At 66.4% G+C, this 25,099-nt stretch carries 23 protein-coding genes and 1 pseudogene; 9 read left to right on the top strand and 15 right to left on the bottom strand.

Going from position 1 to position 25,099, the window contains the following annotated elements:
* A pseudogene (locus ACWIQA_RS09560) lies at positions 1 to 364 on the top strand (ATP-dependent chaperone ClpB); the annotation flags it as partial.
* Positions 365 to 477: 113 nt separating this feature from the next.
* Here the strand turns inward: ACWIQA_RS09560 and ACWIQA_RS09555 are convergent.
* The 5 genes from ACWIQA_RS09555 to xseA form a co-directional block, all read right to left on the bottom strand.
* On the bottom strand, positions 478 to 702 hold the full coding sequence (locus ACWIQA_RS09555) for a hypothetical protein (RefSeq protein WP_448582843.1): 225 nt from the start codon (positions 700 to 702) through the stop codon (positions 478 to 480).
* Between the two features lie 80 nt (positions 703 to 782).
* Entirely contained in the window at positions 783 to 3,656 is a 2,874-nt protein-coding gene (locus tag ACWIQA_RS09550) for a TonB-dependent receptor plug domain-containing protein (protein ID WP_448582842.1), read from the bottom strand.
* 176 nt (positions 3,657 to 3,832) lie between these two features.
* Positions 3,833 to 4,705: a M23 family metallopeptidase gene (locus tag ACWIQA_RS09545; protein WP_448582841.1), complete on the bottom strand. Its 873-nt coding sequence runs from the start codon at positions 4,703 to 4,705 to the stop codon at positions 3,833 to 3,835.
* Positions 4,706 to 4,716: 11 nt separating this feature from the next.
* Positions 4,717 to 4,935: a DUF2093 domain-containing protein gene (locus ACWIQA_RS09540; protein ID WP_448582840.1), complete on the bottom strand. Its 219-nt coding sequence runs from the start codon at positions 4,933 to 4,935 to the stop codon at positions 4,717 to 4,719.
* 10 nt (positions 4,936 to 4,945) lie between these two features.
* Positions 4,946 to 6,337 (bottom strand): exodeoxyribonuclease VII large subunit, encoded by a 1,392-nt coding sequence (xseA, locus tag ACWIQA_RS09535; protein ID WP_448582839.1) that lies wholly within the window; start codon positions 6,335 to 6,337, stop codon positions 4,946 to 4,948.
* Positions 6,338 to 6,430: 93 nt separating this feature from the next.
* On the opposite strand from xseA, the gene purD reads away from it, so the two are divergent.
* The gene (purD, locus tag ACWIQA_RS09530; RefSeq protein ID WP_448582838.1) at positions 6,431 to 7,693 is read left to right on the top strand and encodes a phosphoribosylamine--glycine ligase; all 1,263 of its coding nucleotides are present in this window, start codon (positions 6,431 to 6,433) and stop codon (positions 7,691 to 7,693) included.
* A 37-nt stretch (positions 7,694 to 7,730) separates the two neighbouring features.
* The gene (locus tag ACWIQA_RS09525) at positions 7,731 to 8,816 is read left to right on the top strand and encodes a phosphotransferase family protein (RefSeq protein ID WP_448582844.1); all 1,086 of its coding nucleotides are present in this window, start codon (positions 7,731 to 7,733) and stop codon (positions 8,814 to 8,816) included.
* Here ACWIQA_RS09525 and ACWIQA_RS09520 read toward each other — a convergent pair.
* Positions 8,813 to 9,673 (bottom strand): helix-turn-helix domain-containing protein, encoded by an 861-nt coding sequence (locus ACWIQA_RS09520; protein WP_448582837.1) that lies wholly within the window; start codon positions 9,671 to 9,673, stop codon positions 8,813 to 8,815. The genes ACWIQA_RS09525 and ACWIQA_RS09520 overlap by 4 nt on opposite strands.
* A 363-nt stretch (positions 9,674 to 10,036) precedes the next feature.
* Here ACWIQA_RS09520 and ACWIQA_RS09515 point away from each other — a divergent pair, with 363 nt between their 5' ends.
* From ACWIQA_RS09515 to ACWIQA_RS09505, 3 genes are read left to right on the top strand one after another with little or no spacing between them, the layout of a single operon-like run.
* Positions 10,037 to 11,065: a quinone-dependent dihydroorotate dehydrogenase gene (locus tag ACWIQA_RS09515; RefSeq protein WP_448582836.1), complete on the top strand. Its 1,029-nt coding sequence runs from the start codon at positions 10,037 to 10,039 to the stop codon at positions 11,063 to 11,065.
* Positions 11,066 to 11,114: 49 nt separating this feature from the next.
* Entirely contained in the window at positions 11,115 to 12,884 is a 1,770-nt protein-coding gene (gene ggt, locus ACWIQA_RS09510) for a gamma-glutamyltransferase (RefSeq protein ID WP_448582835.1), read from the top strand.
* Positions 12,881 to 14,728, top strand: a complete 1,848-nt coding sequence (locus tag ACWIQA_RS09505) for an AMP-dependent synthetase/ligase (RefSeq protein ID WP_448582834.1) — start codon at positions 12,881 to 12,883, stop codon at positions 14,726 to 14,728. Before ggt ends, ACWIQA_RS09505 begins: the two co-directional genes overlap by 4 nt.
* Before the next feature lie 231 nt (positions 14,729 to 14,959).
* Here ACWIQA_RS09505 and ACWIQA_RS09500 read toward each other — a convergent pair whose 3' ends face one another.
* Genes ACWIQA_RS09500 through ACWIQA_RS09490 form a run of 3 tightly spaced genes read right to left on the bottom strand, consistent with a single transcriptional unit; the run spans position 14,960 to position 17,422 of the window.
* Positions 14,960 to 15,508 (bottom strand): ActR/PrrA/RegA family redox response regulator transcription factor, encoded by a 549-nt coding sequence (locus ACWIQA_RS09500; protein ID WP_448582833.1) that lies wholly within the window; start codon positions 15,506 to 15,508, stop codon positions 14,960 to 14,962.
* On the bottom strand, positions 15,505 to 16,827 hold the full coding sequence (locus tag ACWIQA_RS09495; protein ID WP_448582832.1) for an ActS/PrrB/RegB family redox-sensitive histidine kinase: 1,323 nt from the start codon (positions 16,825 to 16,827) through the stop codon (positions 15,505 to 15,507). Before ACWIQA_RS09495 ends, ACWIQA_RS09500 begins: the two co-directional genes overlap by 4 nt.
* 7 nt (positions 16,828 to 16,834) lie before the next feature.
* Positions 16,835 to 17,422, bottom strand: coding sequence for an ankyrin repeat domain-containing protein (locus tag ACWIQA_RS09490; RefSeq protein WP_448582831.1), 588 nt, complete (start codon positions 17,420 to 17,422; stop codon positions 16,835 to 16,837).
* Between the two features lie 81 nt (positions 17,423 to 17,503).
* Here ACWIQA_RS09490 and ACWIQA_RS09485 point away from each other — a divergent pair, with 81 nt between their 5' ends.
* Together ACWIQA_RS09485 and ACWIQA_RS09480 are read left to right on the top strand one after the other, a co-directional pair.
* Positions 17,504 to 18,118 carry an SCO family protein gene (locus ACWIQA_RS09485; RefSeq protein ID WP_448582830.1) on the top strand — a complete coding sequence of 205 codons (615 nt, stop codon included), beginning with the start codon at positions 17,504 to 17,506 and terminating at the stop codon, positions 18,116 to 18,118.
* On the top strand, positions 18,118 to 18,579 hold the full coding sequence (locus tag ACWIQA_RS09480) for a YcgN family cysteine cluster protein (RefSeq protein ID WP_448582829.1): 462 nt from the start codon (positions 18,118 to 18,120) through the stop codon (positions 18,577 to 18,579). Before ACWIQA_RS09485 ends, ACWIQA_RS09480 begins: the two co-directional genes overlap by 1 nt.
* A 3-nt stretch (positions 18,580 to 18,582) precedes the next feature.
* On the opposite strand, the gene ACWIQA_RS09475 is transcribed toward ACWIQA_RS09480, so the two are convergent.
* Both ACWIQA_RS09475 and ACWIQA_RS09470 read right to left on the bottom strand, forming a co-directional pair.
* Complete coding sequence (locus ACWIQA_RS09475; RefSeq protein WP_448582828.1) at positions 18,583 to 18,843, bottom strand: hypothetical protein; 261 nt, start codon at positions 18,841 to 18,843, stop codon at positions 18,583 to 18,585.
* Positions 18,843 to 20,150 (bottom strand): hemolysin family protein, encoded by a 1,308-nt coding sequence (locus ACWIQA_RS09470; protein ID WP_448582827.1) that lies wholly within the window; start codon positions 20,148 to 20,150, stop codon positions 18,843 to 18,845. The genes ACWIQA_RS09475 and ACWIQA_RS09470 overlap by 1 nt, the downstream gene beginning before the upstream one ends.
* Positions 20,151 to 20,291: 141 nt before the next feature.
* Between ACWIQA_RS09470 and ACWIQA_RS09465 the strand changes: the two genes are divergently transcribed.
* Positions 20,292 to 20,978, top strand: a complete 687-nt coding sequence (locus tag ACWIQA_RS09465; RefSeq protein ID WP_448582826.1) for an OmpA family protein — start codon at positions 20,292 to 20,294, stop codon at positions 20,976 to 20,978.
* On the opposite strand, the gene pheT is transcribed toward ACWIQA_RS09465, so the two are convergent.
* The 4 genes from pheT to rpmI are packed head-to-tail and all read right to left on the bottom strand — an operon-like array spanning position 20,975 to position 25,001.
* Positions 20,975 to 23,323: a phenylalanine--tRNA ligase subunit beta gene (gene pheT, locus ACWIQA_RS09460; protein ID WP_448582825.1), complete on the bottom strand. Its 2,349-nt coding sequence runs from the start codon at positions 23,321 to 23,323 to the stop codon at positions 20,975 to 20,977. The two genes, ACWIQA_RS09465 and pheT, sit on opposite strands and share 4 nt — an antisense overlap.
* A complete protein-coding gene (gene pheS / locus ACWIQA_RS09455) occupies positions 23,320 to 24,393 on the bottom strand; it encodes a phenylalanine--tRNA ligase subunit alpha (RefSeq protein ID WP_448582824.1) in 1,074 nt (357 codons plus the stop codon). Before pheS ends, pheT begins: the two co-directional genes overlap by 4 nt.
* A 25-nt stretch (positions 24,394 to 24,418) precedes the next feature.
* On the bottom strand, positions 24,419 to 24,787 hold the full coding sequence (gene rplT, locus ACWIQA_RS09450; RefSeq protein ID WP_448582823.1) for a 50S ribosomal protein L20: 369 nt from the start codon (positions 24,785 to 24,787) through the stop codon (positions 24,419 to 24,421).
* A gap of 10 nt (positions 24,788 to 24,797) precedes the next feature.
* The gene (gene rpmI / locus ACWIQA_RS09445; protein ID WP_448582822.1) at positions 24,798 to 25,001 is read right to left on the bottom strand and encodes a 50S ribosomal protein L35; all 204 of its coding nucleotides are present in this window, start codon (positions 24,999 to 25,001) and stop codon (positions 24,798 to 24,800) included.
* Positions 25,002 to 25,099: the final 98 nt, after the last annotated feature.

Raw genomic sequence — 25,099 nt, 5'->3', positions numbered from 1 at the left:
CTTCCGACCGGAGTTCCTGAACCGGCTGGATGAGATCATCCTGTTCCACCGTCTTGCGCCGAGCCACATGGGCGCCATCGTCGATATCCAGATCCGGCGCGTCGAGGGGCTGCTCAGGGATCGCAAGATCCGGCTCGACGTAACCGAGGGCGCGCGTGCCTGGCTGGCCCGCGTCGGCTATGATCCGGTCTATGGGGCGCGGCCGCTTAAGCGGGCGATCCAGCGCCATCTCGTCGACCCGCTCGCCGACCTCTTGCTGTCAGGCGAGGTCGCCGACGGCTCGACCATCCGGGTTGAGGACGCCGACGGCGCGCTTCTGCTGGTACCGGAGATCGCGGCAACGCGGATTGACCAGGCGGCCTGACCTCGGGGCGCACACGCCCACGGCCTCGACGGGTCCGGGCAGCGGCCCTACCCCAAGGGCCGGCTCTGCCAGAGGAAGCATCGTCCGTTGCTCGGGCTGGAGAGAGGGAGGTTCTATTCCTGGACTTCGCGCGCGACGATATTGTTGTTGCTCACAAGGCGCTTCCATTCGGCATTGATCTTGCCCATCCGTTCCCGTCGAGCGCCGTTTCCAATGCTCCGGTGAGTATCGCAGCACATATCGTCCGGGTGGCTGCGGCCGAGCTTGCCCAGGGCCCCGGCCGTTAGCTGCGCCAGCACGGGAGAAAAGAGGAGGAGCGCAAACAAGGCCGTGCGCATGCTCCTTGCACGCCCTCCTCACGCAGAAAGGGCGGACCCGGGGTACCGGATCCGCCCTCACCGCCCCTGAACCCGGCCATCTAGAAGCGGAGGTTCACTCCAAGCCGGTACTTCCGCCCGATCGCGTCATAGGTGGTCGGGTAGGTGTTCCCGCTGTTGAAAGCGGTCGTCCCCACCGTGTTGCCGACGACGGGTGGATCCTTGTCAGCCAGATTTTCGACCGAGAAGGTGATCCGGACATTCTCGCCAATCTGCTGGGCGATCGCGAGATCGAAGTAGTTGTAGGCATCGATTGACTCATAGGCGTCGAAGATCGTCGCCTTGTTCACCAGCGGCTCCAGCTCGACGCCATCGATATATCGCCAACGGAGCGAAATGTCGGTGCCCGTCTTGAGGCTCAGGGTGGGCCGAAGCTGGAACGACAGGGTCGGCAGGATCGGTCCGCACGAAATCGAGTAGTAGCCAGCGCACTCGCGGTTGGGCGAAGTCGGGGTGGCCTGGAACTTGTTCGAGAACGTGTAGTTGCCGATCATCGAAATGCCAAAGGTGGTCGGACCAAGCTCGGTCCGCCAGCTGAGCGACCAGTCAATGCCATCGGTTGCGATCTTGCCGAGGTTTGACGAGCCCAGGAATGGACCGAAGGTCGTATCATTCGGACCCGAGAGACCGCCGGTCAGCGGGTTCCGCCGGATGGAAAGGCAGCGCGGATCGCGCGGGTCGGTCTGCCCGAAGCAGCCGTCGATGATGTCAGCCTGGCTTGGGGAGCTGATCGCATCCGCCACTCGGATATTGTAATAATCGACGGTTGCCGTGAAGTTCGGGAGGAACCGCGGCGAGACCACCACGCCGGCGGACCAAGTCGTCCCCTTCTCGGGGTCGAGGTCCGGGTTACCGCCGGAAGTCGCGTTGATCTGACCCGCAATCGGCGCTGGAATGCTGCCGATGAGGGAGAGCGGCGCACCCACAAGGCGCAGCTGCTCCTCGCAGATCGCACGCACCGTCGGATTCGCAAGCGGGAGCGCAAGCTGACAAGGGTCGACCGTCCGATTGGTGAGGAAGGTCACTTGCGGCTGGAACAGTTCGCCAAGGTTCGGCGCGCGAACCGCGCGGGCATAGTTCCCGCGGAATCGGACCCCTTCAAACGGAGCCCAACCGCCCCCGGCGTTATAGGTCAGGTTGCCACCGCTCGTCGAATAGTCGGCATAGCGCACCCCCCCCTCAATGGTGAGCTCCTGGAAGAGGGGCCGGCCAGAGATGAGCGGCGCGTTAAGTTCGCCAAAGAACTCGCGCGTGTCATACTCGCCGACAATGGGAAGGGCGGGCGCACCGGCGCCGAGCACTTCACCCGACTGGCGCGAAAGGCCGTCACCACCCGTTGCACCCTTGTATTTGCGATACTCGCCGCCGAAGGCGAAGGCGACGGGGTTCTCAGCCAAGGGCGAGGTATAACCGAAATCACCCGAAAGCGTTCCCTGGATGGTCGTAAACTGCTGCTTGTTGAAGCTGAAGGTCGCAACGTTCAGGAAGTCGAACATGGCCGGCGTGATGGTGCCATCAGCGCCGAACAGGTTGATGGGAACACAGCCATTGCTGGGATCAACACAGGTTGTCCGGCTGGTGGCACGCAGAGCCTGCTGCAGGCGCGACCGCAAACCCTGGCCAGTCGAAGTGTTGGTCCGCTCGGACTCCCCATAGGAGAAATAGATATCCCAGTCGATCGAGTCAGTCAGCGGACCGCGGGCGCCAGCCGTCACTTGGAACATGTCGGTGGCAAAATTCGTCCGCCGCGGCCCGGCTTCCGTGAAGCGTCGGCCGATCTGGATTGGCCGCTCAATATAGCCAGGCGCATTCGGGTTGGTAACGGTTGCTGCCGTGGCACAGGCTTCGGGCGAAATGCCATAGCCAGCGCACAGCTGCTCGCGCATCGTCGGAGTCAAGAACGGGTTGGAAATCGGCAGGTTGACGGTCGAGAAGAAGGTCCCTGAAGGGGCAATCTGCTGATCGACCACCGACTTCACATATTGCGCTTGCCCATAGACTTCGACCTGATCCGAGACTTCATAGCTCGCCTTGGCGAAGATCGAGTAGCGCTCCAGGGGCGTCTGGTAGACGTTCAACGGGTTGAAGTTATAGTTGACTGTGCGGCCACGATCGAGCCGGCCCTCTTCTGGGTTCACTGCCGCCGTGAAGGGGAAGAGGATGGTGGCAGGTGTCGCTGTTGCCGAGCCCTGCGGCAGGCCGGTCGTGGACGAAAGCGAGACCGCGCCCCACGGCCGGTCGCCCTGGAGGACCGGGTTCGAATCCGAGTAGCCGATCGAGAGGACGGCATTGCCGCGACCATCGTCGAAGCTCGCACCGACAGTCAGGTCCGTCCGGAAGATCCGACCATCGCCTTCTTCGGCAAGGCCGACATTGGTTGAGCTGTCAACCCCGGTGAAATTGCGCCGCGTGACAAAGTTGACAACACCGGCGATAGCGTCAGCACCATATTGCGTGGAGGCGCCACCCGTCAGCACGTCCACGCGCTCGAGGAGGGCCACGGGAATATTGTTCAAGTCGACGACGCCAGCTGTGGTGGCGGGGACGACCCGACGCCCGTCCAGCAGCACGAGGTTACGGTTCGAACCAAGGCCACGAAGGTCAATCTGGGCCGAGCCATTGGTGCCGTTGTTGACGCCCGGGCCGATGTTGGGCGCAACGCCAGGCAGTTCACGCAGAAACTCTTCGGCAGCAAGCGGCTGGCGAAAGCTGATCTCCGTCTCGTCGATGACCGAAACCGGGCTGGACTGCTCGATGTTCGGCCGGGCGATCCGGGTGCCGGTCACGATGATCGTGTCGGGCGCATCCGCCGTGGCCGCTGTCGATTGGGCGAACGCGGGCGCCGCGAGGAAGCCGATCGAGAGCGCAAGCGAGGCAGCCCCGCCCCGAAGCGCAGCGCGCGAAAGATGCGTCATGAGATATTTCCCCTTCCGAGCCGGCAGCGCGAACTGCCGGGGCAAGCGGCGCGACGAGGCTTGCTCGCCACACCTCCAACAGCGTCCCTATCTCCGAACTGCCGCAAAGCTGTAAAGCGGCAGACGCATGGCCGTGCACGGACGCGCCAGCGCTGTGGCGCACCCGCAACAGTTGCCTACCGGCCGCGGGCGAGATGGAGTGCCGGGTCAAGCCGCACTTCGGTCGGCGGCGCCTCTCCTGCGCTGGCCCGCAGCAACGACAGGCCCCAGTGCAAGTGTGGCCCAGTCGACCGCCCAGTCGTGCCAACGGTGCCGATGACATCACCAGCCCGGAGCGAATCGCCGGCCTTCACCCGGATATCGTCGAGGTGGATATAGACCGAGACAAGCCCTGCACCATGGTCGAGAAGCACCAGATTGCCCTCGATGAGGAACGGCCCGTCGGCCAGCCGCACAATGCCGGCAGCTGGCGCCCGGACCAGCGTTCCTGTGGGTGCAGCGATATCGAGCCCCCAGTGCGGGTTGCGCGGGAGCGTGCCGAAGATTCGTTGCGAGCCATAGACACCGGTGATGCGGCCGGAAACAGGCAGGCGGAAAGGCTCCCGCCAGCCAACGGAATCGCCCGTCCGCACTGCCGCCTCGCGCTTTGCGGCCAGCGTTTTTGCGATTTCGACCTCGCGGCGCTTGACCCATTCTGGTGGCGGCGTGTCGGTGACACCCAGGGCCGGCAGCCGCTGGATGTTGAACCGACGCGGCGCGAGCGGGACTTCGGTGGCAAGGAGGCTGCCGTCGCTGGCCCGCGCCGACAGTCGCACGGTGCCAGTCTCGTCCCGGCCGAACCCGATGAGGTGCACCCCGGGGGATGCCTCTGGCACGGCTTGGCCGTTCACGCGGAAGTCGCGCGCGCCGGGTGGCAGCGTGACAGTCACGAGGCCGCCAGGCGTGAACTGGCCTTCGGTCCGGAACGGCATCTTGGCTGCCGCAGACGACGCCAGCGACGCCAGCATCGCCGCCAGCATCATGGTGCGCGCCTTTGCAGTCGAGCGCATGCCAGGAGCGTTTACAGCAGGCCGGCAGCGCGCGCCTCGCGATAGCGGCAGTTCGCGGTCTCGGCGTCGCGGAAGGCTTCCTGCAATTCATGGCTCCAGTAGCGCAGCGCGGCCAGCGGAATGACGTCGGCTGTCACGGCGCACAGCACATGGTCCCCCTGCTCGAGCACCTGGTAGGAGCCGGGAAGGTAGCGCAGCCGTGCCCGGCGCCCGGCGGAAAGCTTCAGCATCGTCCCTTCCTCACAGCAGCCGGCCTTGCCCTTGCCTGTCTTTGCGCGGCCCGGACCGCGCCCCCCGCGCCGCAACGCTTGCCCCCACTTCGCCGTCACGCAAGCGCAACCTGACATCGCCTGCCGCACAGACGGCCGATGTATCCGCCAGCAGCCGACCGTCCGCCGAAAGCACAAGGGCATAGCCGCGCGCAAGCGTTGCATCGGGGGACAGCGACTGCGCAAGCCTTACGGCGGCATCCAACGCCCGCCGGCCGCGCATGACGAAAGCCAGCAACAGCTCCGGCCGCAAGCGAGCCGCGATTGCGGCATGACGGGTTCGGGCCCGCGCGACGCCAAGCCCGAGTGCGCGCGGAAGCGCTGTCGCCGACCGAACGAGCAGGTCCCGTCGGCGCGACGCGAGGGCAAGGACGGCGCGAGGAAGGCGCTCGGCGGCATCGTCGAGGCGTTGCCGGCGCTGCTCGACCAAGCTCGCCGGGCGCGGCAGGCGCGCGGCAAGCCCGGCCACTCGCTCGGCCAGCAAGCTCCGTCGCCGGCTGGCAGCGCCAAGCAGCTGGGCGCCGAGATCCGTCACGCGCTGCACCAGCTCGGCCCGGACTGGCACTGCCATCTCGGCTGCGGCAGTCGGCGTCGGCGCTCGGCGGTCGGCAGCAAAGTCGATGAGGGTCGTGTCCGTCTCGTGGCCGACAGCCGAGATGAGCGGGATGGGCGATGCTGCTGCCGCGCGCACCACCTCTTCGGCATTGAAGGCCATCAGGTCCTCGATCGAGCCGCCGCCGCGGGCGACGATGAGGAGATCGGGTCTCTCGCCTTCAGGCATCCGGCCAAAACCGCGGATGGCAGCGGCGATGCGGGCCTCGGCGCCTTCACCCTGCACTGGCACTGGCCAGAGAAGAACCTCGCTCGGGAACCGGTCAGCAAGGCGATGCAGGATATCGCGGATGACGGCTCCGGTGGGCGAGGTCACGATCCCGATGCGCCGCGGCAGGAACGGCAGCGGGCGCTTCCGGCTTGCATCGAACAGCCCTTCGGCGGCAAGGCGTCGGCGCCGCTCCTCCACTTGTGCGAGCAGAGCGCCGATACCGGCTGGCTCCATCCGCTCGACGATAATCTGGTATTTCGACCGGCCCGGATAGGTGGTAAGCCGCCCAGTCGCCACGACATCGAGCCCGTCCTCGGGCTGGAAGGCGAGGCTCGCGGCAACGCCGCGCCACATGACGGCATCGATGACTGCGTCCGCATCCTTAAGGGCGAAGTAGAGATGGCCCGAGGCATGGCGCTTGAAGCCGGAAATTTCGCCTCGCACGCGGACCAGCCCGAACGCCGCTTCCACGGTGCGCTTGAGCGCGGCCGAAAGCTCGGAGACGCTGAGCTCGGGAAGATTCGCTGCCAAGGTCGCCATGGCGCTGATGTGCCTGATCCAGGCCGTGGCGCCAAGGCCGGAAGGGCCCGGGAGGGGCTTTTCGCCAGCAAGCGGCTGGCCTAGGCCGTAGCCATGGAACGGCTTAGAGTGCTGCTGCTGGGATCAGGCGGGCGCGAGCATGCGCTGGCCTGGAAGCTGGCGCAGTCGCCCCAGCTCGCATGGCTGATAAGCGCCCCCGGCAACCCTGGGATGGCCGCAGTCGGCATGGTCGAGCCAGGCCTTGACATCCTCGACGGTGCAGCCGTCGCCCGCTTCGCCCGGGAGCGACGGATCGATCTCGTCGTCGTCGGGCCGGAAGCGCCGCTCGCTGCTGGCGTTGCCGATACCTGCCGGGCCGCAGGCCTTGCCGTCTTCGGCCCCTCTGCAGCCGCCGCCCGGCTCGAAGCATCCAAGGGCTTCACCAAGGCCTTGTGCGACGAGGCCGGCATCCCGACCGCCAGCTGGGCCCGCTTTACTGCCCTCGAGCAAGCACGCGCCCATGTCCGCCACACGGGTGCGCCGATCGTCGTCAAGGCCGATGGCCTCTCAGCCGGGAAGGGCGTCACAGTCGCTGCCACGCTCGCTGAAGCCGACGCGGCCCTCGAGGCCCTGTTCAGCGTGCCGAGCGCAGAAGTCGTCATCGAGGAATGTCTTGCCGGCGAAGAGGTCAGCTTCTTCGTCCTTGCCGACGGAACGGAGGCGCTGCCGCTCCTTGCTGCGCAGGACCACAAGCGCGTTGGCGAGGGCGACACGGGGCCGAATACCGGCGGCATGGGCGCCTATGCCCCAGCCCGGGTCTTCACGCCCGCCATGGAGGCCGAGACCATGGACCGGATCATCCGGCCAACGCTTGCCACGCTCGCCCGCCGCGGCACGCCCTTCTCCGGCGTGCTGTTCGCCGGCCTCATGCTGACGGCCGCCGGACCAAAACTCATCGAATACAATGTCCGCTTCGGGGATCCGGAATGCCAGGTGCTGATGCTGCTCCTTGAAAGCGACCTCCTCGCGCTTCTCCACGCCACCGCGACAGGCCGTCTCGCTGGGCAGAAGGTGAGGTGGAAGCCTGGCGCGGCCATCGCCGTCGTCGTGGCAGCACGCGGTTATCCGGGCCCGCCGGCAACCGGCGGCACCATCGAAGGGCTCGAGACTTGTGGCGCAACCGTATTCCACGCCGGGACCCGGCGTGAAGGCGGGGGGCTGGTCGCAGCCGGCGGGCGCGTGATGACCGTCGGCACCCAGGCCGCAACCCTGCGCGCGGCGGCAGATTCAACCTATACCGCAATCGAACGCATCCGATTTGCAGATGCCCTGTTTCGCCGCGATATCGGCTGGCGGGAGCTCAACCGCAAAGCATAGGGGACCGCAAGAGGTCGGGGAGGAACGCATGACCGACATGGCAAGTCGCCAGCAGCAGTTCGAAGGCACCGATGCCGTGCGAGAGGCGCACCGGTTCGACGAAGCAGCTCTTGCCGAGTGGATGGAAGCCCATGTCGAGGGGTTCAAGGGCCCGCTTGAAGTCCGCCAGTTCCGGGGTGGCCAGTCGAATCCCACCTACAAGCTGTTGACACCCGGCCGGGCCTATGTGCTGCGCCGCAAGCCGCCGGGGCAGCTGCTCAAGTCCGCCCACGCTGTCGACCGCGAGTATCGGGTCATTTCCGCGCTCCACCCGACCGGCTTTCCCGTCGCCCGACCTTGGGGCCTGTGCACCGACGAGACCGTCATCGGCACTTGGTTCTATGTGATGGATTGCGTTGAGGGCCGGATTGTCTGGGATGGCACATTTCCTGACGTCCCGCGCGAAAGCCGCCGGGCCCACTTCGAGGCCATGTGCGACACGCTCGCCCGGCTGCACAGCATCGACCCGCAAACCGTCGGCCTTGGCGACTTCGGCAAGCCCGGCAATTATTTCGCCCGCCAGATCGGCCGCTGGTCGAAAAGCTATGTAGATGACATTCCCGATGCCGGCCGCGTCCAAGCGATGGACCGCCTCGTCGAATGGCTGCCGCAGAATATTCCAGAGGGCGACGAGACCGCTATCGTCCATGGCGACTATCGCTGCGACAACATGATCTTCGCGCCTGACGAGCCGCGGGTGCTGGCCGTCCTCGACTGGGAACTGTCAACGCTCGGCCACCCGCTCGCCGATTTTTCCTATCATCTCATGATGTATCGCATGCCGCCAACCGGGACGGTGGGTCTTGCCGAGGCCGACCTCGAAGCCCTCAATATCCCAACCGAGGCGGAATATATCGCACGCTACTGCGCTGGCACCGGGCGCAATCCCGCCGAAGTCGAAGCCATCATGGACTTCTGCATCGCCTACAATATGTTTCGCCTGGCAGCGATCGTCCATGGCATCCGCGGCCGGGTGGCACGCGGCACGGCCGCCAACCCGCATGCCAAAGCCATGGCAAGCACGGTCGAGCCCCTGGCCGAGCGCGCCTGGGAACAGGCAAAAAAAGCCGGAGCCTCAGGCTAGCTGGCGCGGATGAGCTGGGGCAGCGCTGCACCGCAGCTGCGCTTGGCAATGGTGAGCCGAGTCAACCAAGGGGTTCCGCCAGCGATGAACTGGCCCGGTGTCATTCCGACGAAGTGGCGGAAGTCGCGGATGAAGTGCGACTGGTCGTAAAAGGCGGTCCCGGCCGCACCCTGCCAACCGAGGTCGGGCCGGAGTCCGAGCCGGACCGCGGCTTGCAGGGTGCGATACTTGCGCGCCATATATTTTGGGCTGGCGCCATAGACACGAGCGACCATTCGCTCCACTTGCCGGTTCGACATGCCAAGCGCAGCGACAAGCGCGTTCACATCAGGCGAAGGCGAGCCGACGAGCCAAGCGTCGGTTGGGCGAGTCAGCCACAAGGGCGGCGTCCGTGCGCGCTCGGCGAGCGCAAGAAAGAGCCGGTCAGCGGCAGCACACAAGCCGGCATGATCGCGCGCCTCTTGCATCTGAAGGAGCGCCTCCCGCACCAGCGCCGGAGCGAGCCCGGAAAGGTCGACCAAGCGATCCGCATAGCGGCTTGCCTCTTCGCCAATGAGGGCTGCCCAACCGGCGGGCAGGAGACCGACTCCGATCAGCCGGAACGGGCCGAAGGCATGGAAGCGGATCGCACTTCCCGAAGGACCGGCAAGGCTGGTAACCGGCATCGGCTCAAACGGGTTGTCGCCATAGGCGATATAGCCATGACCGCGAAGGACAAAGCGGACTTGCGCCACTTCCGCGCGCAGAATGTCGCGGACCTGGCGCGCACCCAAGTTGAACACATAGTAGCTTGAGATAAGGCCCCTCAGCGCCGGCGAAGGAGGATAGTAATGGAGCGAGAGGCTTGGGTCTGTCACTCGGCACCTCCTGGCCGAAGTGGCTTGGTGCCGGCTCTCATCCTGCAGAATCGCGCCATCAGTCAGCGTTTGCCGTAAGATCTGCGCTGCATACGACCTCAGACCCCAGGTCATGCGGCCTCAAGCAAGAAAGGTCAATGCACGCAATCAGCAGCAGTTGCGACCAGAAAAAGGCCCCGGCGGCTGCAAGGCCGCAACGGGGCCGGAAAGTGAGGGCATCCGTCGGCAACGGAGCAAGGAAGGGAAGATCCCGGTTCCCTGCCCTGCTGCGGCCTGGCTGCCCCTGGGTCGCAATCGGGACATAGTCGATTGTGCTTTCGGCCGATTGTAGAAATTCGACAAACCGGCCATCGCGTGTTGCCTATGCGAACCTTCGCCTCCGGCTTCCTGCGCTTTCTTGAACCGGAGCGCGCGCACGCGCTTGCCATCGCCGGCCTCGAACGGTTCGGCGCGCCTCGGGCGCCAAACCCGCCTGCAATCCTCGCAACCTGCTTCGCTGGTCTCCAACTTCCTTCGCCCATCGGGCTTGCCGCCGGTTTCGACAAGGATGCGCGGGTGTGGCGGCAGATGCTCCGCGCCGGCTTTGGCTTTGTTGAAGTCGGCACGCTCACACCGCGCCCACAGGCCGGCAATCCGCGTCCGCGCGTCTTCCGCCTGGCCGAGGATGGCGCCATCATTAATCGGCTTGGCTTCAACAATGGCGGCATCGCAGCGGCCCTGCCCCGCCTTGCCACAGACCCCCGGCTTGGAGTGAATGTCGGCGCCAACCGAGACAGCCCCGACCGCATTGCCGACTACGCCCGGGCTGTTGCTGCCGTCCGGCACGTCGCGGCCTTCATCACGCTCAACATCTCGTCGCCCAACACGCCAGGGCTGCGCGGCCTCCAGGGCGCAGCGCTTGCCGAGCTCCTTGCCGCCGCCACTGAGGCTCGTGGCGCGCAAGGTCCACCGCTATTCCTGAAAGTCGCTCCCGACCTTGACAGTGCGCAGATGGACGCAATCGCCGAGGCCGTGCTGGCAGCACCGGTTGCAGCGCTCGTGGTCGCCAATACCACGCTTGCCCGGCCCGAGACGCTACGCGCGCGCAACCGCAACCAGGCCGGCGGCCTATCCGGCGCGCCGCTCTTCGCACCTTCGACTGCCATTCTGCGCGAATTTGCCCAGCGGCTTGGCGGACGGGTGCCGCTCGTCGGTGTCGGTGGCGTCGCAACTGCCGAGCAGGCCTATCGCAAGCTCCGGGCTGGGGCGAGTGCCATCCAGCTCTATACGGCGCTCACCTACGAAGGCATTGGTCTCCCGGCTCGGCTCAACGCCGGCCTTGCCGAGCTTCTTGCCCGCGATGGGCTGTCAAGCGTGCGCGAGGCTGTGGGGGCGGATCTTCGCGATGGTTGAGCAGGGGCCGCACCGCCTCTATGCCGCCTGGCTAATGCCCCAGTGCTTCGTGTTTCTTTTCCTTCTTGCAGCGCTTGGCGGCTGCGCCACCGTATCGAGCGCGCCGGCTCCCGTCGAAACGGCGGCCAGCATCCTCACCTATGAGCCGCAATGGGGCCAGACGGTCCGCCCCGTTGCAACGGCCAAGGGTTCCGCCATGGTCTCCGCTGCTGACCCGCGCGCTGCTGAGGCGGGTGCCCTTATGCTCGCCAAGGGTGGAAGTGCGGCGGATGCCGCGATTGCCACCATGATCGCGCTCACGGTCGTCGAGGGTCAGTCGAGTGGAATCGGTGGCGGCGCCTTTGCCATGTGGCACGACCCAGCAACGGGCGAAATCGCAGCTCTTGATGGCCGGGAGTGCGCACCCGCGGCTGCCACACCCGACCGCTTCCTGAAACCCGACCGCACCCCCATGGGCTTCCGCGAGGCGGTGCCCGGTGGCAAGTCGGTCGGCGTTCCCGGAGTCATCCGCCTTGCAGCGGAAATGCACAGGCGCTGGGGGACGCTGCCTTGGGCCACTCTGTTTGAACCCGCGATCGCCATGGCGCGCGACGGGATCCTGCTTTCCGAACGGTTCGTCCGCTTCGCCGGCTTTCGCGCAGATCTCCTGCGCGCCTCGCCCTCGGCCGCTGCCATATTTCTTGACGCCAAGGGCCAAGTCTGGCCGGAAGGCCATCGACTCCGCCAGCCAGAGCTTGCCGCAACGCTTGAGACGATCGCCCGCGACGGGCCCGATGCCTTCTATACCGGCACTATCGCCGAGGCCATCTCCACCGCGGTCGGGACGGCCTTCGCCAACCCGGCGGCACTGACCGCGGCCGACCTCGCCGCCTATCGCGTGACCGAGCGCGTGCCGCTGTGCGGGACCTATCGCGGGCGGCGCATCTGCTCCATGGGCCCACCCTCGGCCGGCGGCATCGCGCTCCTCCAGATCCTCGGCCAGCTTGAGCGCTTCGATCTTGCCCGGCTCGGGCCAGACAACCCGCTCGCCTGGCACCTGATTGCCGAGTCAATGCGCCTGGCAATGGCGGACCGCGAAGCCTGGGTCGGTGACCCGGCGTTCGCCCCCGTGCCCGTCGAAGCCCTGGTCAGCCGCGCCTATCTTGACCGCCGCTCGGCGCTCATCCGCATCGATCGCGCCATGACATCCGTCAGCGCCGGCACGCCGGATGGCGAGCAACCGCGGGCAATGCAGCGCCTTCTTGACGTGCCAGCAACCAGTCACCTCGTTGCCGCCGACGCCCAGGGTCGAGTCGCCAATGTCACGTCCACCATCGAGGCGCCGTTCGGCTCGGGGCTGCTGGTCAAGGGCTTCTTCCTCAACAATGAGCTGACTGATTTCGATTTTGTCCCCACCCGCGACGGCCGTGCTGCCGCCAACCGGGTCGAGCCTGGCAAGCGCCCCCGCTCCTCCATGACACCCACCTTCATCTTTGGCGCCGATGGCCAGCTTGAGGCAGCACTCGGCGCAGCTGGAGGTGCGACCATCATCGCCCAGGTCGCGCGCGCGGTCATCGCCATCATCGACTGGGGCATGCCCGTCGACCAAGCGCTCGCCGTGCCCGGCATCATGGCCGACCGGCGCGGGATCCGCTACGAGGCAGGTTCCAGGCTCGAGGGAATGGCAGCGACATGGAAGGCGCTTGGACACAGCGTCGAGCCGGCGATGCTGCCATTGAAGGCAAATGCCATCAGCCGCGAGGGGACGGTCTGGCGCGGAGCAGCAGACCCGCGCAGCGAAGGCGCGGCACGCGCGGCCGAGCAGGAAGGGAGACCATGACCCGCGAAGACATTCTCGAGGCGGAACGGCTGCGCGCGGCCGAGCGCGCTGCCGGCCGTGATACCGAGCACTGGAACAATCTCGTGGAACTTTTCTTCGCCCGCGCCCGCGCGCAAGGCGACGCCCCCTTCCTTCTTCGCAAAATCAAGGGGGAATGGCAAAGCCTCAGCTGGACGGAAGTTGCCGGGCAAGTCGCCCGCTTTGCCCGTGCGCTCCAGGCGATCGGCGTCCGGCGCGGGGACCGGGTTGCCCTCGTCAGTGAAAACCGGCCCGAATTCGCCATTGCCGACCTTGCCATCATGGCGGCCGGCGGCATTTCGGTGCCCACCTATACCACCAACACGGTGCGCGATCATGCGCATGTGCTCGCCAACTGCGGCGCGACAGCCGTCGTCGTCTCCACCGCCCGGCTCGCCCGCGGCGTAATCGAGGCCGCCCACCAGACTGGCAGCTGCCGCACCATCGTCGCCATGGAGCCGCTGCGCCGAGTCCAGACCGAAGCGCTCGCCTTCCATGACATGGCCGATCTCATCGCCCGCCATCCGGCCGACCCGGCCGACGTCGCTGCCGAGGCGGTAATGAAGCGCAGCGACACCGCCTGCCTCATCTACACCTCCGGCACTGGCGGCGCGCCGCGGGGCGTGCGCCAACACCATGGCGCAATCCTCCACAATGTCGCTGGCTGCATCGAGATCATCCGGGCCGATTTCCCCGACACTGGCCGCGAGCGCTTCCTCTCTTTCCTGCCGCTCAGCCACGCCTATGAGCACACGGCCGGCCAGTTCCTGCCGATCGGGCTTGGCGGCGAAATCGCCTATGCCGAGGGGCTCGAGAAGCTCGCCGCCAATATCGAGGAGGTGTCGCCCACCATCATGGTGGTCGTGCCACGGCTGTTCGAAGTGCTGCGCGCACGCATGCTCAAGGCCATCGAAAAGCAGGGCGGACTTGCGCCTCGGTTGCTCGGACTGGCCCAGAAACTCGCCGCCAAGCGCGCCCAGCATGGCCGGCTTGGCTTGCTCGACAAGCCTGCCGACTTCCTCGTCGAGCGCACGCTCAGGCGCAAGGTCCGGGCCCGTTTCGGCGGCCGGCTCAAGGCCATGGTCTCGGGCGGCGCACCGCTCAATCCCGACGTCGGCCGCTTTTTCGACGCTCTCGGTCTCACCATCCTCCAGGGCTATGGCCAGACCGAGGCCGGCCCGGTCATCAGCTGCAACCGCCCGGCGGCGAAACTGAAGATGCACACGGTCGGCCCGCCGCTGCGCGACGTCCATGTCGAGATTGCCGAGGATGGCGAGATCTGTGTTGCTGGCGAGCTCGTCATGCACGGCTACTGGAACAACCCGGAAGAAAGCGAGCGGGTGCTCGTCGACGGCCTTCTGCACACCGGCGATATCGGCCACATCGACGATGACGGCCACATTGTCATTACCGACCGCAAGAAGGACATCATCGTCAACGACAAGGGCGAGAATGTCGCGCCGCAGAGGGTCGAGGGCATGCTCACCCTCCAGCCGGAGATCGCCCAGGCGATGGTCTATGGCGACCAGCGGCCCCACCTCGTCGGCGTTGTCGTGCCCGATCCCGAATTCGTCGCCGACTGGGGCCGGAGCCGCGGTCTTGCGCCCGAAGCGGCCCGCGCTTCGCCCGACCTCCTGCGCGCAGTCCAGGCCGCGGTCGACCGGGTCAACGCCGGTCTCGCCACCACCGAGAAGGTGCGCCGCATCATCCTCGCCGATGCGCCCTTCACAGTTGAGAACGCGCAGCTAACCCCTTCGATGAAGATCCGCCGCCATGTGCTGAGGCAGGTCTACGGCCCCCGCCTCGAAGCCCTCTACAAGGCCTGAGGCCAAAGGGGCATCCCACCCGCGCTCTCCGGGCGCGCCGCTTGCGCAGGCGTTTGGCCTTGCGCGCAACCTGCGAGCATCCACGTGATCGAAGGAGGAAAGGGGAACCCTTGCCGGCCAGGCTCCCGTCTCGCCGCCAATCCGTCAACGCGTTCCCCCCTTGACCCGCCGGGCATGTTGCAGGGCCAGAAGCGCGTGACGCCGCCCTCCTTTGGCTTACCTCAAGCTTTCTCAGCGCGGCGAGCGCTTGGCAAGGATGCGCTGGAGCGTTCGCCGATGCATCTTCAGACGCCGCGCTGTCTCTGAGACATTGCGGTCGCACAGCTCATAGACTCGCTGGATATGCTCCCAGCGCACGCGGTCAGCCGACATGGGCTCGGCTGGCGGCTCTGGCTTCTCGCCGCCCGGTGCCAGGAGTGCATTGACAATATCCTCCGGGTCGGCAGGCTTTGCCAGATAGTCGATCGCCCCTTCCTTTACTGCAGCGACTGCCGTTGCGAGATTGCCATAGCCAGTCAGGATGACCACACGCGTGTCATCGCGCGCCTGGCGCAGCTCGGCCACGAGATCCAGGCCGTTGCCGTCGCCGAGCCGCAAGTCGAGCACGGCATAGTCTGGCCGGAGCTGGGGAATGAGTGCCCGTGCCTCGGCAAGACTTGCAGCCGCCGTCACATCAAAACCGCGCCGGCCAAGGGTCAGCGCCAAGCGCTGGCGGAACGCATTGTCATCGTCAGCAAGGAGCAAGCTTCCGTGCCGCTCCGCAATTTCGGCCTCTGTCATCGACTCTCTTCCTTGCGCAGCACCCGTGCGCCCGCCTCGATATCGGCACGTGCCCAGCGGATTTCTACGGTCGCACCGCCCTGGGGTCTATTCGCGAAGCTGAGGCGCGCCCCCGTGCGTTCAAGCAGCGTGGTGGCGATGAAGATGCCAAGACCAGTGCTTCCGGAGCCGGAAAAAGACGGTCCGAGAAAGGGTTCGCCCAACCTGGGGAGCAGGTCCTCAGAAAATCCAGGCCCGTCATCCGCCACCGTCACCCACAGATGCTGCGGCGATTCGCCACCGCTGATGACAACCCGCGCAGCAGCGTGGCGAAGCGCGTTCGAGACCAGATTGCCAAGGCCGTGCAACAGTTCGGGGGAGCGCCGAACCACCGGCCCGCCGCGCGGCGCCCATGGCACTTCTATTGCCACCGGCACGCGCGTGGGCTCAAACGGCTCGACCACTTCGCGCAACAGCGCTGGCAATGGCACGTCAGGAAACGGGTCTTCGGCTTCGGCGCGGAGCGCAATCCGCTCGAGGATATCGCGGGCGCGGGCCACTTCCTGGACAAGCAGGCGGATGTCTGGGCCGATGGCCGGGTCTTTGCCCCACATGTCCTCAAGGTCGCGGGCAATGAGCGTGATGGTGCCAAGCGGTCCGCCGAGCTCGTGCGCAGCCGCTGCTGCCAGGCTGCCGAGCGCGCTCATCCGGCTCTCGCGCTCGAGCGCAGCTTGGGTCGCCACCAGCGCTGCTTGCCGTCGCCGGGCCTGGTTCGAGATTTGCCAAGCATAGGCAGCAAGGAACCCCATCCCAAGTCCGATGGCGAGAAAGATGCCAAGATGATAGAGGGGCGGGAACTGGATGCCGCCATCCTCCCACGGCAGGGGCAGCGCCCGCTGCCACAGGAGGGCCAGAAGACCGAGTGCCACAAGCACGAGAAGTGCAGTCGCCCGCAGCGAAAGCAGGGTTGCCGAAATGGTGACTGGCACCAGCAGCCATAGCGCAAACGGGTTCAAGAGCCCGCCGGTCAGGAACAAGAGCACCGAGATCTGGACAAGGTCGAAGGCCAAGTTCCAGAAGGCGCTCGGGCCATCGAGCCGATCCTGGGCGCGATAGAGCCAGATGAGGCCGAGGTTCAGCGAGACTCCGGCGCCGACGGCGGCAAGCACCGGCCACCAGGGGATAGGAAAGCCGAACCCCAAACCGACGACCAGCGTGGTCGCAAGCTGGCCAAGTGTTGCCGCCCAGCGGATCCGCACCAGCGTGCGCACTTCCACACCGGGCTGATCGAGCCCGAGCGGGCGGGTCCCGCGGCCACGCGCTGTAGGCGGCGCGTTCACGCAGGCTTCACAGCGTCGGGCCCGACACCGGCCGGCGGGCGCGCCCCGGTGTCTCGGCAAGCAGCTTGCCGATCGCGCCGGCACGGGGATCAGCAGCAGCGATCTCGCGCGCGCTCATGCCGGTCTGGTGCTCTGCAATGTCGGGGTCAGCTCCCATGGCAAGAAGCAATTGCACGGTTGCCGCATCACGCAGCTGGACAGCCCGGAAGATCGCCGTCTGGCCCTTGTTGTTGGTCGCATTCGGATTGGCCTTGAAGGCAGCAAGCAGGCGAATCCCGTCCGTGAAACCGGACTGGGCAGCAATGATGAGTGCAGTGTTGCCCTCGCGGTCGCGGGCGTTCACGTCGGCACCTGCCTCAATCAGGAACCGCATCCACGGCGCATCCCGCCGACGGGTGACGATATGGAGCGCCGTGTCGCCGCTGTCCCGGTCACGGGCATTGATGACGACACTGCCCGGCTTGTCGATGAGGCTCTTGGCAGCGAGCACGTCACGGTCGCGCACCGCCTTCATGAAATTGAACGCATCCGAGAACTGTGCTGCAGCCGGTGGCACGGCAAGGATGATGAGAAAGGCGAGAAGGAGCGATCTCATGAATGGCATGACACCTGTTCTCATGACACCTGCTTTATGGCGACTACTGCAGATGCCGGAAATAGGCCATATAGCCACCGCATGATCACCCGTTCGCGCCTCTTCCCCACGGCTGCAATCCTTCTCGTCGCCGCAGCGCTGGCTGCGACCCTCATCCTCTTGCGCCCCGAGACCCGCGCCCGCGGCAACCTCGAGGGCAGCGCCATCGGCGGCGAATTCCAGCTTGTGGACGAGATGGGCAAACCAACCCGCTGGTCAGACTTCGCCGGCAAGTGGCGCCTCATCTATTTCGGCTACACCTTTTGTCCAGACGTCTGCCCGGTTGACACTGCCAACATGGCCGCCGGCCTTGCCGCCTTCGAGAAGGCGGAGCCAGCGCGCGGCGCGCAAGTCCAGCCCATCTTCGTGACTGTCGACCCAGCGCGCGACACGCCGGCAGTACTTGCCGAATTTACAGACAACTTCCACCCACGGCTCATTGGCCTCACTGGCAGCGAGGCCACGATCGCTGACACTTTGAAAGCCTTCCGGGTCTATGCTCGCCGTATCAATGGGGCGAGCAAGGAGAGCTATCTTATCGACCATATGGCCGTCGTCTATTTGTTCGATCCTGACGGTAGGCCAATTGCCTTCCTCGCCGGCCCGGATGCCAAGCCGCAGGCCGTCACCTCGATGCTCGAAGCGCATGTTCGCTGATGCGCGCGCGCTTCTGGGAACGTTTCGGGCTTGACGAGCTGAGCCGCGAGGAATGGGAAGCGCTGTGCGATGGCTGCGGCAAATGCTGCCTCCACAAGCTCGAGGAGGAGGAGACCGGACGGCTCTGGCGCACCAACGTTGCCTGCCGCCTCCTTGACCGCGAGACCTGCCGCTGCACTGACTATGCCAACCGCAAGGCCCATGTGCCAGACTGCGTTCAGCTCCGCCCGGGCCTTGTCACCGAGCTTGACTGGCTGCCTTCGACCTGTGGCTACCGCCGAGTCGCCGCTGGCCAGCCGCTCCCGCCCTGGCACCATCTGGTCTGCGGCGACCGCGAGGCGGTCCACCGCGCCGGCGCCTCAGTGCGCGGCTGGACGATCAGCGAAGCCGACGCAGGGGACCTTGAAGATCATATCATCGGGCCGTCGGCAAGCGAGCCCGATTCTGGCCCGTCCTGCTGACCCTTAGCGACTGGCGCGCATAATCGCACCAAGGCCGATTGCGAGCAGGGCGCCGGCAACCCAGACCGCAACCACCAGGGCTTGCCCGGCCGGACCGGCCTCCCCCAACGCGGTTGCAAGAAGCTGGGTCTCCACCGCCGGATAGCCTGCCCAGCGGCCGATGTCCGTCACCAGCCGGCTGCCATCGCGCATCGCCAGCCCGATGAAGGCGCAGCCGAGCGTCCAGGGCACCAGGAGCAAAGCCAGGAGAAGCCAGAGCCGCATCAGCTCGGATCCGACTCCACCCTGCGGACGAGGAGCTTGTCGATCTTGCGCCCATCCATGTCGACCACCTCGAACCGGTAGCCATGGGCGTCGAAATGCTCGCCAGTCTCGGGAATATGCTCAAGCTCGGCGAGAACGAATCCAGCAACCGTCTCATAATCGCGCTCGTCCGCAAGCGCGAAGCCGAGCCGTTCGGCGAGCTCATCGGCCGGCATCCCGCCGGCAACCAGCAGGCTGCCGTCGTCGCGCGTCACAACCGAAGGCTCCTCGCCCTCATCGAGATCGGAGCGGAACTCACCGGCGATCGCCGCAAGCAAGTCAGAGGGCGTCACGACCCCCTCGAAATGGCCATACTCGTCGACGACGAACGCCATCGGCACTCCGGAATCCCGCAGCGCGGTCAAGACCGCCATCGAGTCCGCAACGTCGGGCACCACCGGGGCCTTGCGCATCAGCTGGCGCAAGTCGAGCGGACCCCCGGCAATCAGTGCAGCGAGCACATCGCGCGACTGGATGATCCCGATCGGCCGGTCGACCGCGCCTTCGGCCAGTACCAGCCGGCTGTGCGGAGTCTCCATCAGCCGCTCCCTCACCACCGCCTCCGGCGCGTCGGCATCAAGCCAGTCCACTTCGACCCTTGGCGTCATCACACCGCGCGCACTGCGATCGGCCATGCGCATGATCCCGGTGATGAGCGCCCGCTCCTTCTCCTCAATGACGCCAGCACTCTCGGCTTCTGCCACCACCGAGCGTAGCTCTTCTTCGGTCACTCCTGTCTCGCCTGCGCGAGGCAAGCCGAGAAGGCGGAAGACGAGCGCTGTCGAGGCATCGAGCAGGCTCACAACCGGCATGAAGAGGCGCGCCAGCGCCGCCATCGCCGGCGCCACCTGTGCTGCGATCCGCTCGGGCGCACGCAGTGCCAGCTGCTTCGGCACCAGTTCGCCAATGATGAGCGAAAGATAGGTGACGATGAGGATGACCGCCGCAAGCGCAACTGGTTCAGCGATCGTCTCTGGAACCCCGAGCGCTGCAAGCCGCTCGGCGAGAGGTCCGCCAAGCCGCGCACCCGAGAAGGCCCCGTTGGCGATCCCAACGAGCGTGATCCCGACCTGCACGGCAGAGAGAAAACGGCCGGGCTCGTCGTGGAGCGCAAGCGCAGTCGCTGCGCCTCGGACACCACGCTTGACGAGGAGCTGGAGCCGCGGCCGCCGCGCCGAGACGATGGCGAGCTCGGCGCCGGCAAAGAGACCGTTCAGGAGGACGAGGGCAAGAATGAGGGCGACATCGCCCCACGGGAAAGCGGACATGGCGCTGCCTTGGCTCTATGCCCGGATTGCGGCCTGGGCACAATCCATGCCGCCGAATGCGAGAGCACCACTGGCGCCTCTGCCACGGGCTGGAGTAGATACGCACAGAGGTTTTGTTTCCCGCACAAGAGAGGAGAGCACATGAGCAAGGGCACGAAGATGATAGCTGCGGGCGCGCTTGCCGCGCTGCTCCTGGCTGGCGGCTGCGCCACCAATCCCGAAACTGGCCAGCGGCAGGTGACTCGCGGCGGCAAGGGCGCGCTTGCAGCTGCTGCCGGAGCCTCCTTGATTGGCGGCGCAATTGGCGGCCGCACGGGAGCACTTGTCGGCGCTGGCGTGGGCTCGGTCTTGGGCGGCGCCGTTGGCGGCTACATGGATCGGCAGGAGCGCGAATTGCGCGCCGCAACCGCCAACACGGGAATAGAGGTCGAACGCAAGGGCGACGAGATCCAGCTCACCTTCCCCGACAACATCACCTTTGCAACCGGCTCGGCGATGGTGCGGCCGGAGCTGCGCAGCGAGCTTCAAGAGCTTGCCGGGATACTCAACTCCTACCCCTCCACCATCATCGGCGTGTTCGGCCACACCGACAACACCGGCTCGGCCGAACTCAACCAGCGGCTGTCCGAAGAGCGCGCCCGCTCGGTCGCCAACACCCTCATCGGATTTGGTGTAAACGAGGCCCGAATCGAGACTCGCGGCTTCAGCTTCAACCAGCCGATCGCATCCAACGACACACCAGAGGGCCGGGCCAAGAACCGGCGGGTGGAAATGCGCCTCATCCCCGTCACCCAGGAGCATATGAACGCAGGCCGGCTGCCCGGCTAGGATCGCAGTGTTGCCCCGAGCTTCGCCGCGGCAGCCTCAACCGCGGCGGAGAAGAGAGCGAGATCAGCGTCTGTCAGGGTGCGCTGGCGCGGCTGGAGCGTGACGGCGACAGCCAGGCTCACTTGGCCTTCCGGCACGCCAGCTCCAGTAAAGCGGTCGAACAGCTCAACCCGGGCGATGAGGTCGCGGTCGGCGCCTTCGACGGCGCGCAGCAGCGCCTCGGCCGCCAGCGCCTCCGGCACCAGGAAGGCGAAGTCCCGCCGAAGAGGCATCAGCGGGCTCGGGCTGAAGGCGCTTCGCTTGCCGCGCGCGGCTGGCACGGAGTCGAGGAAGACTTCGGCGACAGCCACGTCACCAAGATCGAGAGCGAGCGTCGGGTGGAGCATGCCAAAGGCCGCCAGCACCACCTTGCCCAGCACCAGCTCGGCCGAGCGGCCCGGGTGATACCAGGCCGGGCCCGGCTGGCGAACCGCAAGCCGTTCAACAGGTGCGCCAGCTGCAGCGAGAGCAGCAAGCGCTGCCGCCTTGGCGTCAAACCCGTCGAAGCCGCGGGCCTTGCCAGTCTGCCAGTGGCGCGGCCGCGCCTCCCCGGCGAGCAGCAGCCCCGCCGTCATCCGCTCACCCTCGGCCAAATAGCGCCGGCCAAGCTCGAACAGCCGCACACTCCGCTCGCCACGCGCCATGTTGCGCTCTGCCGCCGCAACAAGCCCCGGCAACAGCGACGGCCGCATGACGGCAAGTTCGGCGGACAGCGGGTTCTGGAGCCGGTGCATGCCACCGCCGAACCGCGCAGCTTCCGCCTCGGCGATGAAGCTCCAGGTGACAGCCTCGTTGAGCCCGCGCGCTGCAAGCGCCCGGCGCACCCGGCGCTCCACCATTTGCGCAGGTGTTGCAACCGGCCGCGCCACACCTGGTGCGCGTGGCAGCGGTGTCGAGGCAATCCGGTCGAGCCCGACCAGGCGCACCACTTCCTCGACGAGATCAGCCGGCCCCTCGACATCGCGCCGCCAGGAAGGAACAGTCACGGCCCAGTCGGGTGACACGGCAAAGCCGAGCCGTTCGAGGATGGCGCGCTGCTCGCCTTCCGGCACCGTAAGGCCGGAAAGCCGCGCCGTCGTCGCGGGCGCGAAGCGGATCACCCGGTCGAGCGCCGGCAGCGCACCCACATGGACCGGCTCCGAAACCTCGCCGCCGACGAGCGCCTGCATCATCGCAGCAGCGAGATCGAGGCCGGGCCCCACGAGCGCCGGGTCGACTCCGCGCTCGAACCGGGCACGCGCCTCAGACGCAATCCCGAGCGCGCGACCAGTGGCACCGATCCGTGCGGGCGCAAACCAGGCGGACTCAATGAGAACGTCGGTCGTCGCCTCCGAGACTCCAGACGAGGCCCCGCCCATGATTCCGCCGATGTCGTGGACCGCGCGCGAGTCGGCGATCACGCACATGCTCGCGTCGAGCGCATAGGTCCGGCCGTTGAGCGCCGCGAGCGTCTCGCCCGGCCGCGCGCGGCGCGCCACCAGCCCGCCCTCGAGTTTCGCGATGTCATAAACATGGAGCGGCCGGCCGAAGCCGATTGCAAAATAGTTGGTGACATCCACCAGCGCCGAGACCGGCCTCAGGCCAGCCTTTCCAAGAAGATCTTGCAGCCATGGCGGCGAGGGCCCGTTTCTTACCCCGCGAAGCGCCCGGGCAAAGAAGGCCGGACACCCATCCCAGTCCTCGATTGCAATATTGACCGGGCAGGGGAAGCTGCCGGCGAGCGCAGGCGCCTCTACCGGCATGAGGGTTCCCACCCCGGCAGCCGCGAGATCGCGCGCAATCCCGTAAATGCCCATGCAATCGGCCCGGTTGGGCGTGATCGCCACTTCGATCACGGCGTCGTCGAGTCCCGCCCAGCGGGCATAGGGTGCCCCCACCGGCGCATCCTCCGGCAGCTCGATGATGCCGGCATGATCATCGCCGAGTTCAAGCTCGCGCGCCGAGCACATCATGCCCCGCGATTCGACCCCGCGAATGGCCGTCACCTTCAGCCGGAGACCGGTACCCGGCACAAGGGTTCCGGGTGCAGCGAACACACCGACGAGGCCGGGCCGCGCATTGGGTGCCCCACAGACCACCTGGACCAGCGCCCCTTGGCCAGTGTCCACCGTCAGCACCTGGAGCCGGTCGGCTTCGGGATGGCGCACGGCTTCCACCACGCGGGCAATGGTAAAGGAGGCGAGCTTTTCCGCCGGGCTAGTGATCTCCTCCACTTCGAGCCCGAGCCGGGTCAGCACATCGGCAATCACGGCGGCATCAGCTTCGGTCGCAAGATAGCGGCGAAGCCAGGACAACGGCAGCTTCATGCCGATACGCCCCCCGAGAGCGTGGGGACGTCGAGAGCGCGAAAGCCATAGTGCCTGAGCCACCTGAGATCCGCGTCGAAGAAGGCGCGCAAGTCCGTCATGCCATATTTGAGCATGGCCAGCCGGTCGATCCCGCAACCGAATGCGAATCCCTGCCATTCCGTAGGGTCGAGACCGCAATTGCTGATAACCTTGGGGTGGACCATACCGGCACCCAGGATCTCAAGCCAGGATGCGCTGCCGCCGATAGCGAGGCGGCCGCCCTCCCAGGAGCAACCGACATCGACTTCCACCGAAGGCTCGGTGAAGGGGAAGAAGCTCGGCCGCAGTCGCAGCACCACGTCATCCACTCCAAAGAAGGCTTGAACGAACGTCTCAAGCGTCCACTTGAGGTGGCCCATGTGGGTATCGCGGTCGATCACCAGCCCCTCGACCTGGTGGAACATCGGCGTGTGGGTTGCATCCGAATCCGAGCGATAGACCCGGCCGGGCGCGATGATGCGGATGGGGGGCGTGCCGCCGGTCATGGTGCGGATCTGAACTGGCGAGGTGTGGGTGCGAAGCACCCGGCCCTCGGGCGCGCCTGCCAGATAAAAGGTATCGTGCATCGCCCGCGCCGGATGCTCGGGTGGAATGTTGAGGGCAGTGAAATTGTGCCAGTCGTCCTCGATCTCGGGCCCTTCGGCGACCGCGAAGCCAAGGTCAGCGAAAATTTCGGCAAGCTCGTCCATCACCCGCGCGATCGGGTGGATTGAGCCCGTCGGCTCAGGGAGCACCGGAAGCGACATGTCCATCCGCTCGGCGGCAAGCCGGGCCTCGAGCGCGGCCGCCTCGAGTGCCGCCTTCTTCGCCTCGATCGCGCCTGCCAGTTCCTCCCGGAGCGCCTGATAGGCCGGTGCAAGGCGAAGCCTCTCGTCGGCTGCAAGACCGCCGAGCGATTTGAGAAGCGCCGTCACCGTTCCCGACTTGCCGAGCGCTGCCACCCGCACGGCCTCGACCGAATCGGGCGTGCTGGCTGCAGCAAGATCCGCAAGATACCGCGCGCGCAGCGCGTCAAGGTCGGCCGCCATGGTCGGGCCCCCGGAGAGGCTGGGATCAGGCCGTCGCCGCGTCCAGCGCGCCCTTCACCTCGCCGACGATCCCCTTGAAGACGTCGGGCTCGTGGAAGGCGATGTCCGCGAGCATCTTGCGGTCGAGTTCGAGGCCAGAGAGCTTCAGCCCATGCATGAAGCTTGCATAGGTGAGGCCGAACTCGCGCACAGCCGCATTGATCCGCTGGATCCACAGGCCGCGAAAGGTCCGCTTCTTCACCCGCCGGTCGCGATAGGCATATTGCCCGGCCTTCTCGACTGCCTGGCGCGCCACCTTGATCGTGTTCTTGCGCCGACCATAATAGCCCTTGGCCTGCTCGAGGACCCGCTTGTGACGGGCGCGTGCAGTCACCCCGCGCTTCACGCGTGCCATGCTGCGTCTCCTATCTGAGGCCGTAGGGCGCCCACAGCTTCACTGTCGGAGCGTCCGATTCGGCAAGAACTGCGGTGCCGCGGTTCTGGCGGATATATTTGCCATTGTGGCTGATGAGCCGGTGGCGTTTGCCGGCAACACCATGCTTCACTTTGCCGGTCGCTGTGATTTTGAATCGCTTCTTGACCCCGCTCTTGGTCTTCAACTTGGGCATTTTCGTCTCCTTGGTTGCCCGGCTGGGGGCCCTGCGGTCGCCGCGGCAGCCCATACTGGCCGGGCGACCTGGTTGTCAGGCGGGCTCGCGTGTTCCAC

This window comes from Thermaurantiacus sp. (assembly GCF_053487655.1).
The sequence above is the reverse complement of the archived record's forward strand: the minus strand, read 5'-3'. Positions and strand labels throughout refer to the sequence as shown.

Coding starts and splice junctions, on each gene's coding strand:
- ACWIQA_RS09505 (WP_448582834.1), top strand. CDS start 12,881: ATGACCCGCGAAGACATTCTCGAGGCGGAACGGCTGCGCGCGGCCGAG.
- ACWIQA_RS09515 (WP_448582836.1), top strand. CDS start 10,037: ATGCGAACCTTCGCCTCCGGCTTCCTGCGCTTTCTTGAACCGGAGCGC.
- ACWIQA_RS09475 (WP_448582828.1), bottom strand. CDS start 18,843: ATGCGGCTCTGGCTTCTCCTGGCTTTGCTCCTGGTGCCCTGGACGCTC.
- xseA (WP_448582839.1), bottom strand. CDS start 6,337: ATGGCGACCTTGGCAGCGAATCTTCCCGAGCTCAGCGTCTCCGAGCTT.
- ACWIQA_RS09555 (WP_448582843.1), bottom strand. CDS start 702: ATGCGCACGGCCTTGTTTGCGCTCCTCCTCTTTTCTCCCGTGCTGGCG.
- ACWIQA_RS09540 (WP_448582840.1), bottom strand. CDS start 4,935: ATGCTGAAGCTTTCCGCCGGGCGCCGGGCACGGCTGCGCTACCTTCCC.
- rpmI (WP_448582822.1), bottom strand. CDS start 25,001: ATGCCCAAGTTGAAGACCAAGAGCGGGGTCAAGAAGCGATTCAAAATC.
- rplT (WP_448582823.1), bottom strand. CDS start 24,787: ATGGCACGCGTGAAGCGCGGGGTGACTGCACGCGCCCGTCACAAGCGG.
- pheS (WP_448582824.1), bottom strand. CDS start 24,393: ATGGCGGCCGACCTTGACGCGCTGCGCGCGCGGTATCTTGCGGATCTT.
- ACWIQA_RS09545 (WP_448582841.1), bottom strand. CDS start 4,705: ATGCGCTCGACTGCAAAGGCGCGCACCATGATGCTGGCGGCGATGCTG.
- ACWIQA_RS09525 (WP_448582844.1), top strand. CDS start 7,731: ATGGCAAGTCGCCAGCAGCAGTTCGAAGGCACCGATGCCGTGCGAGAG.
- ACWIQA_RS09550 (WP_448582842.1), bottom strand. CDS start 3,656: ATGACGCATCTTTCGCGCGCTGCGCTTCGGGGCGGGGCTGCCTCGCTT.
- ACWIQA_RS09480 (WP_448582829.1), top strand. CDS start 18,118: ATGCGCGCGCGCTTCTGGGAACGTTTCGGGCTTGACGAGCTGAGCCGC.
- purD (WP_448582838.1), top strand. CDS start 6,431: ATGGAACGGCTTAGAGTGCTGCTGCTGGGATCAGGCGGGCGCGAGCAT.
- ACWIQA_RS09500 (WP_448582833.1), bottom strand. CDS start 15,508: ATGACAGAGGCCGAAATTGCGGAGCGGCACGGAAGCTTGCTCCTTGCT.
- ACWIQA_RS09485 (WP_448582830.1), top strand. CDS start 17,504: ATGATCACCCGTTCGCGCCTCTTCCCCACGGCTGCAATCCTTCTCGTC.
- ACWIQA_RS09470 (WP_448582827.1), bottom strand. CDS start 20,150: ATGTCCGCTTTCCCGTGGGGCGATGTCGCCCTCATTCTTGCCCTCGTC.
- ACWIQA_RS09465 (WP_448582826.1), top strand. CDS start 20,292: ATGAGCAAGGGCACGAAGATGATAGCTGCGGGCGCGCTTGCCGCGCTG.
- pheT (WP_448582825.1), bottom strand. CDS start 23,323: ATGAAGCTGCCGTTGTCCTGGCTTCGCCGCTATCTTGCGACCGAAGCT.
- ACWIQA_RS09490 (WP_448582831.1), bottom strand. CDS start 17,422: ATGAGATCGCTCCTTCTCGCCTTTCTCATCATCCTTGCCGTGCCACCG.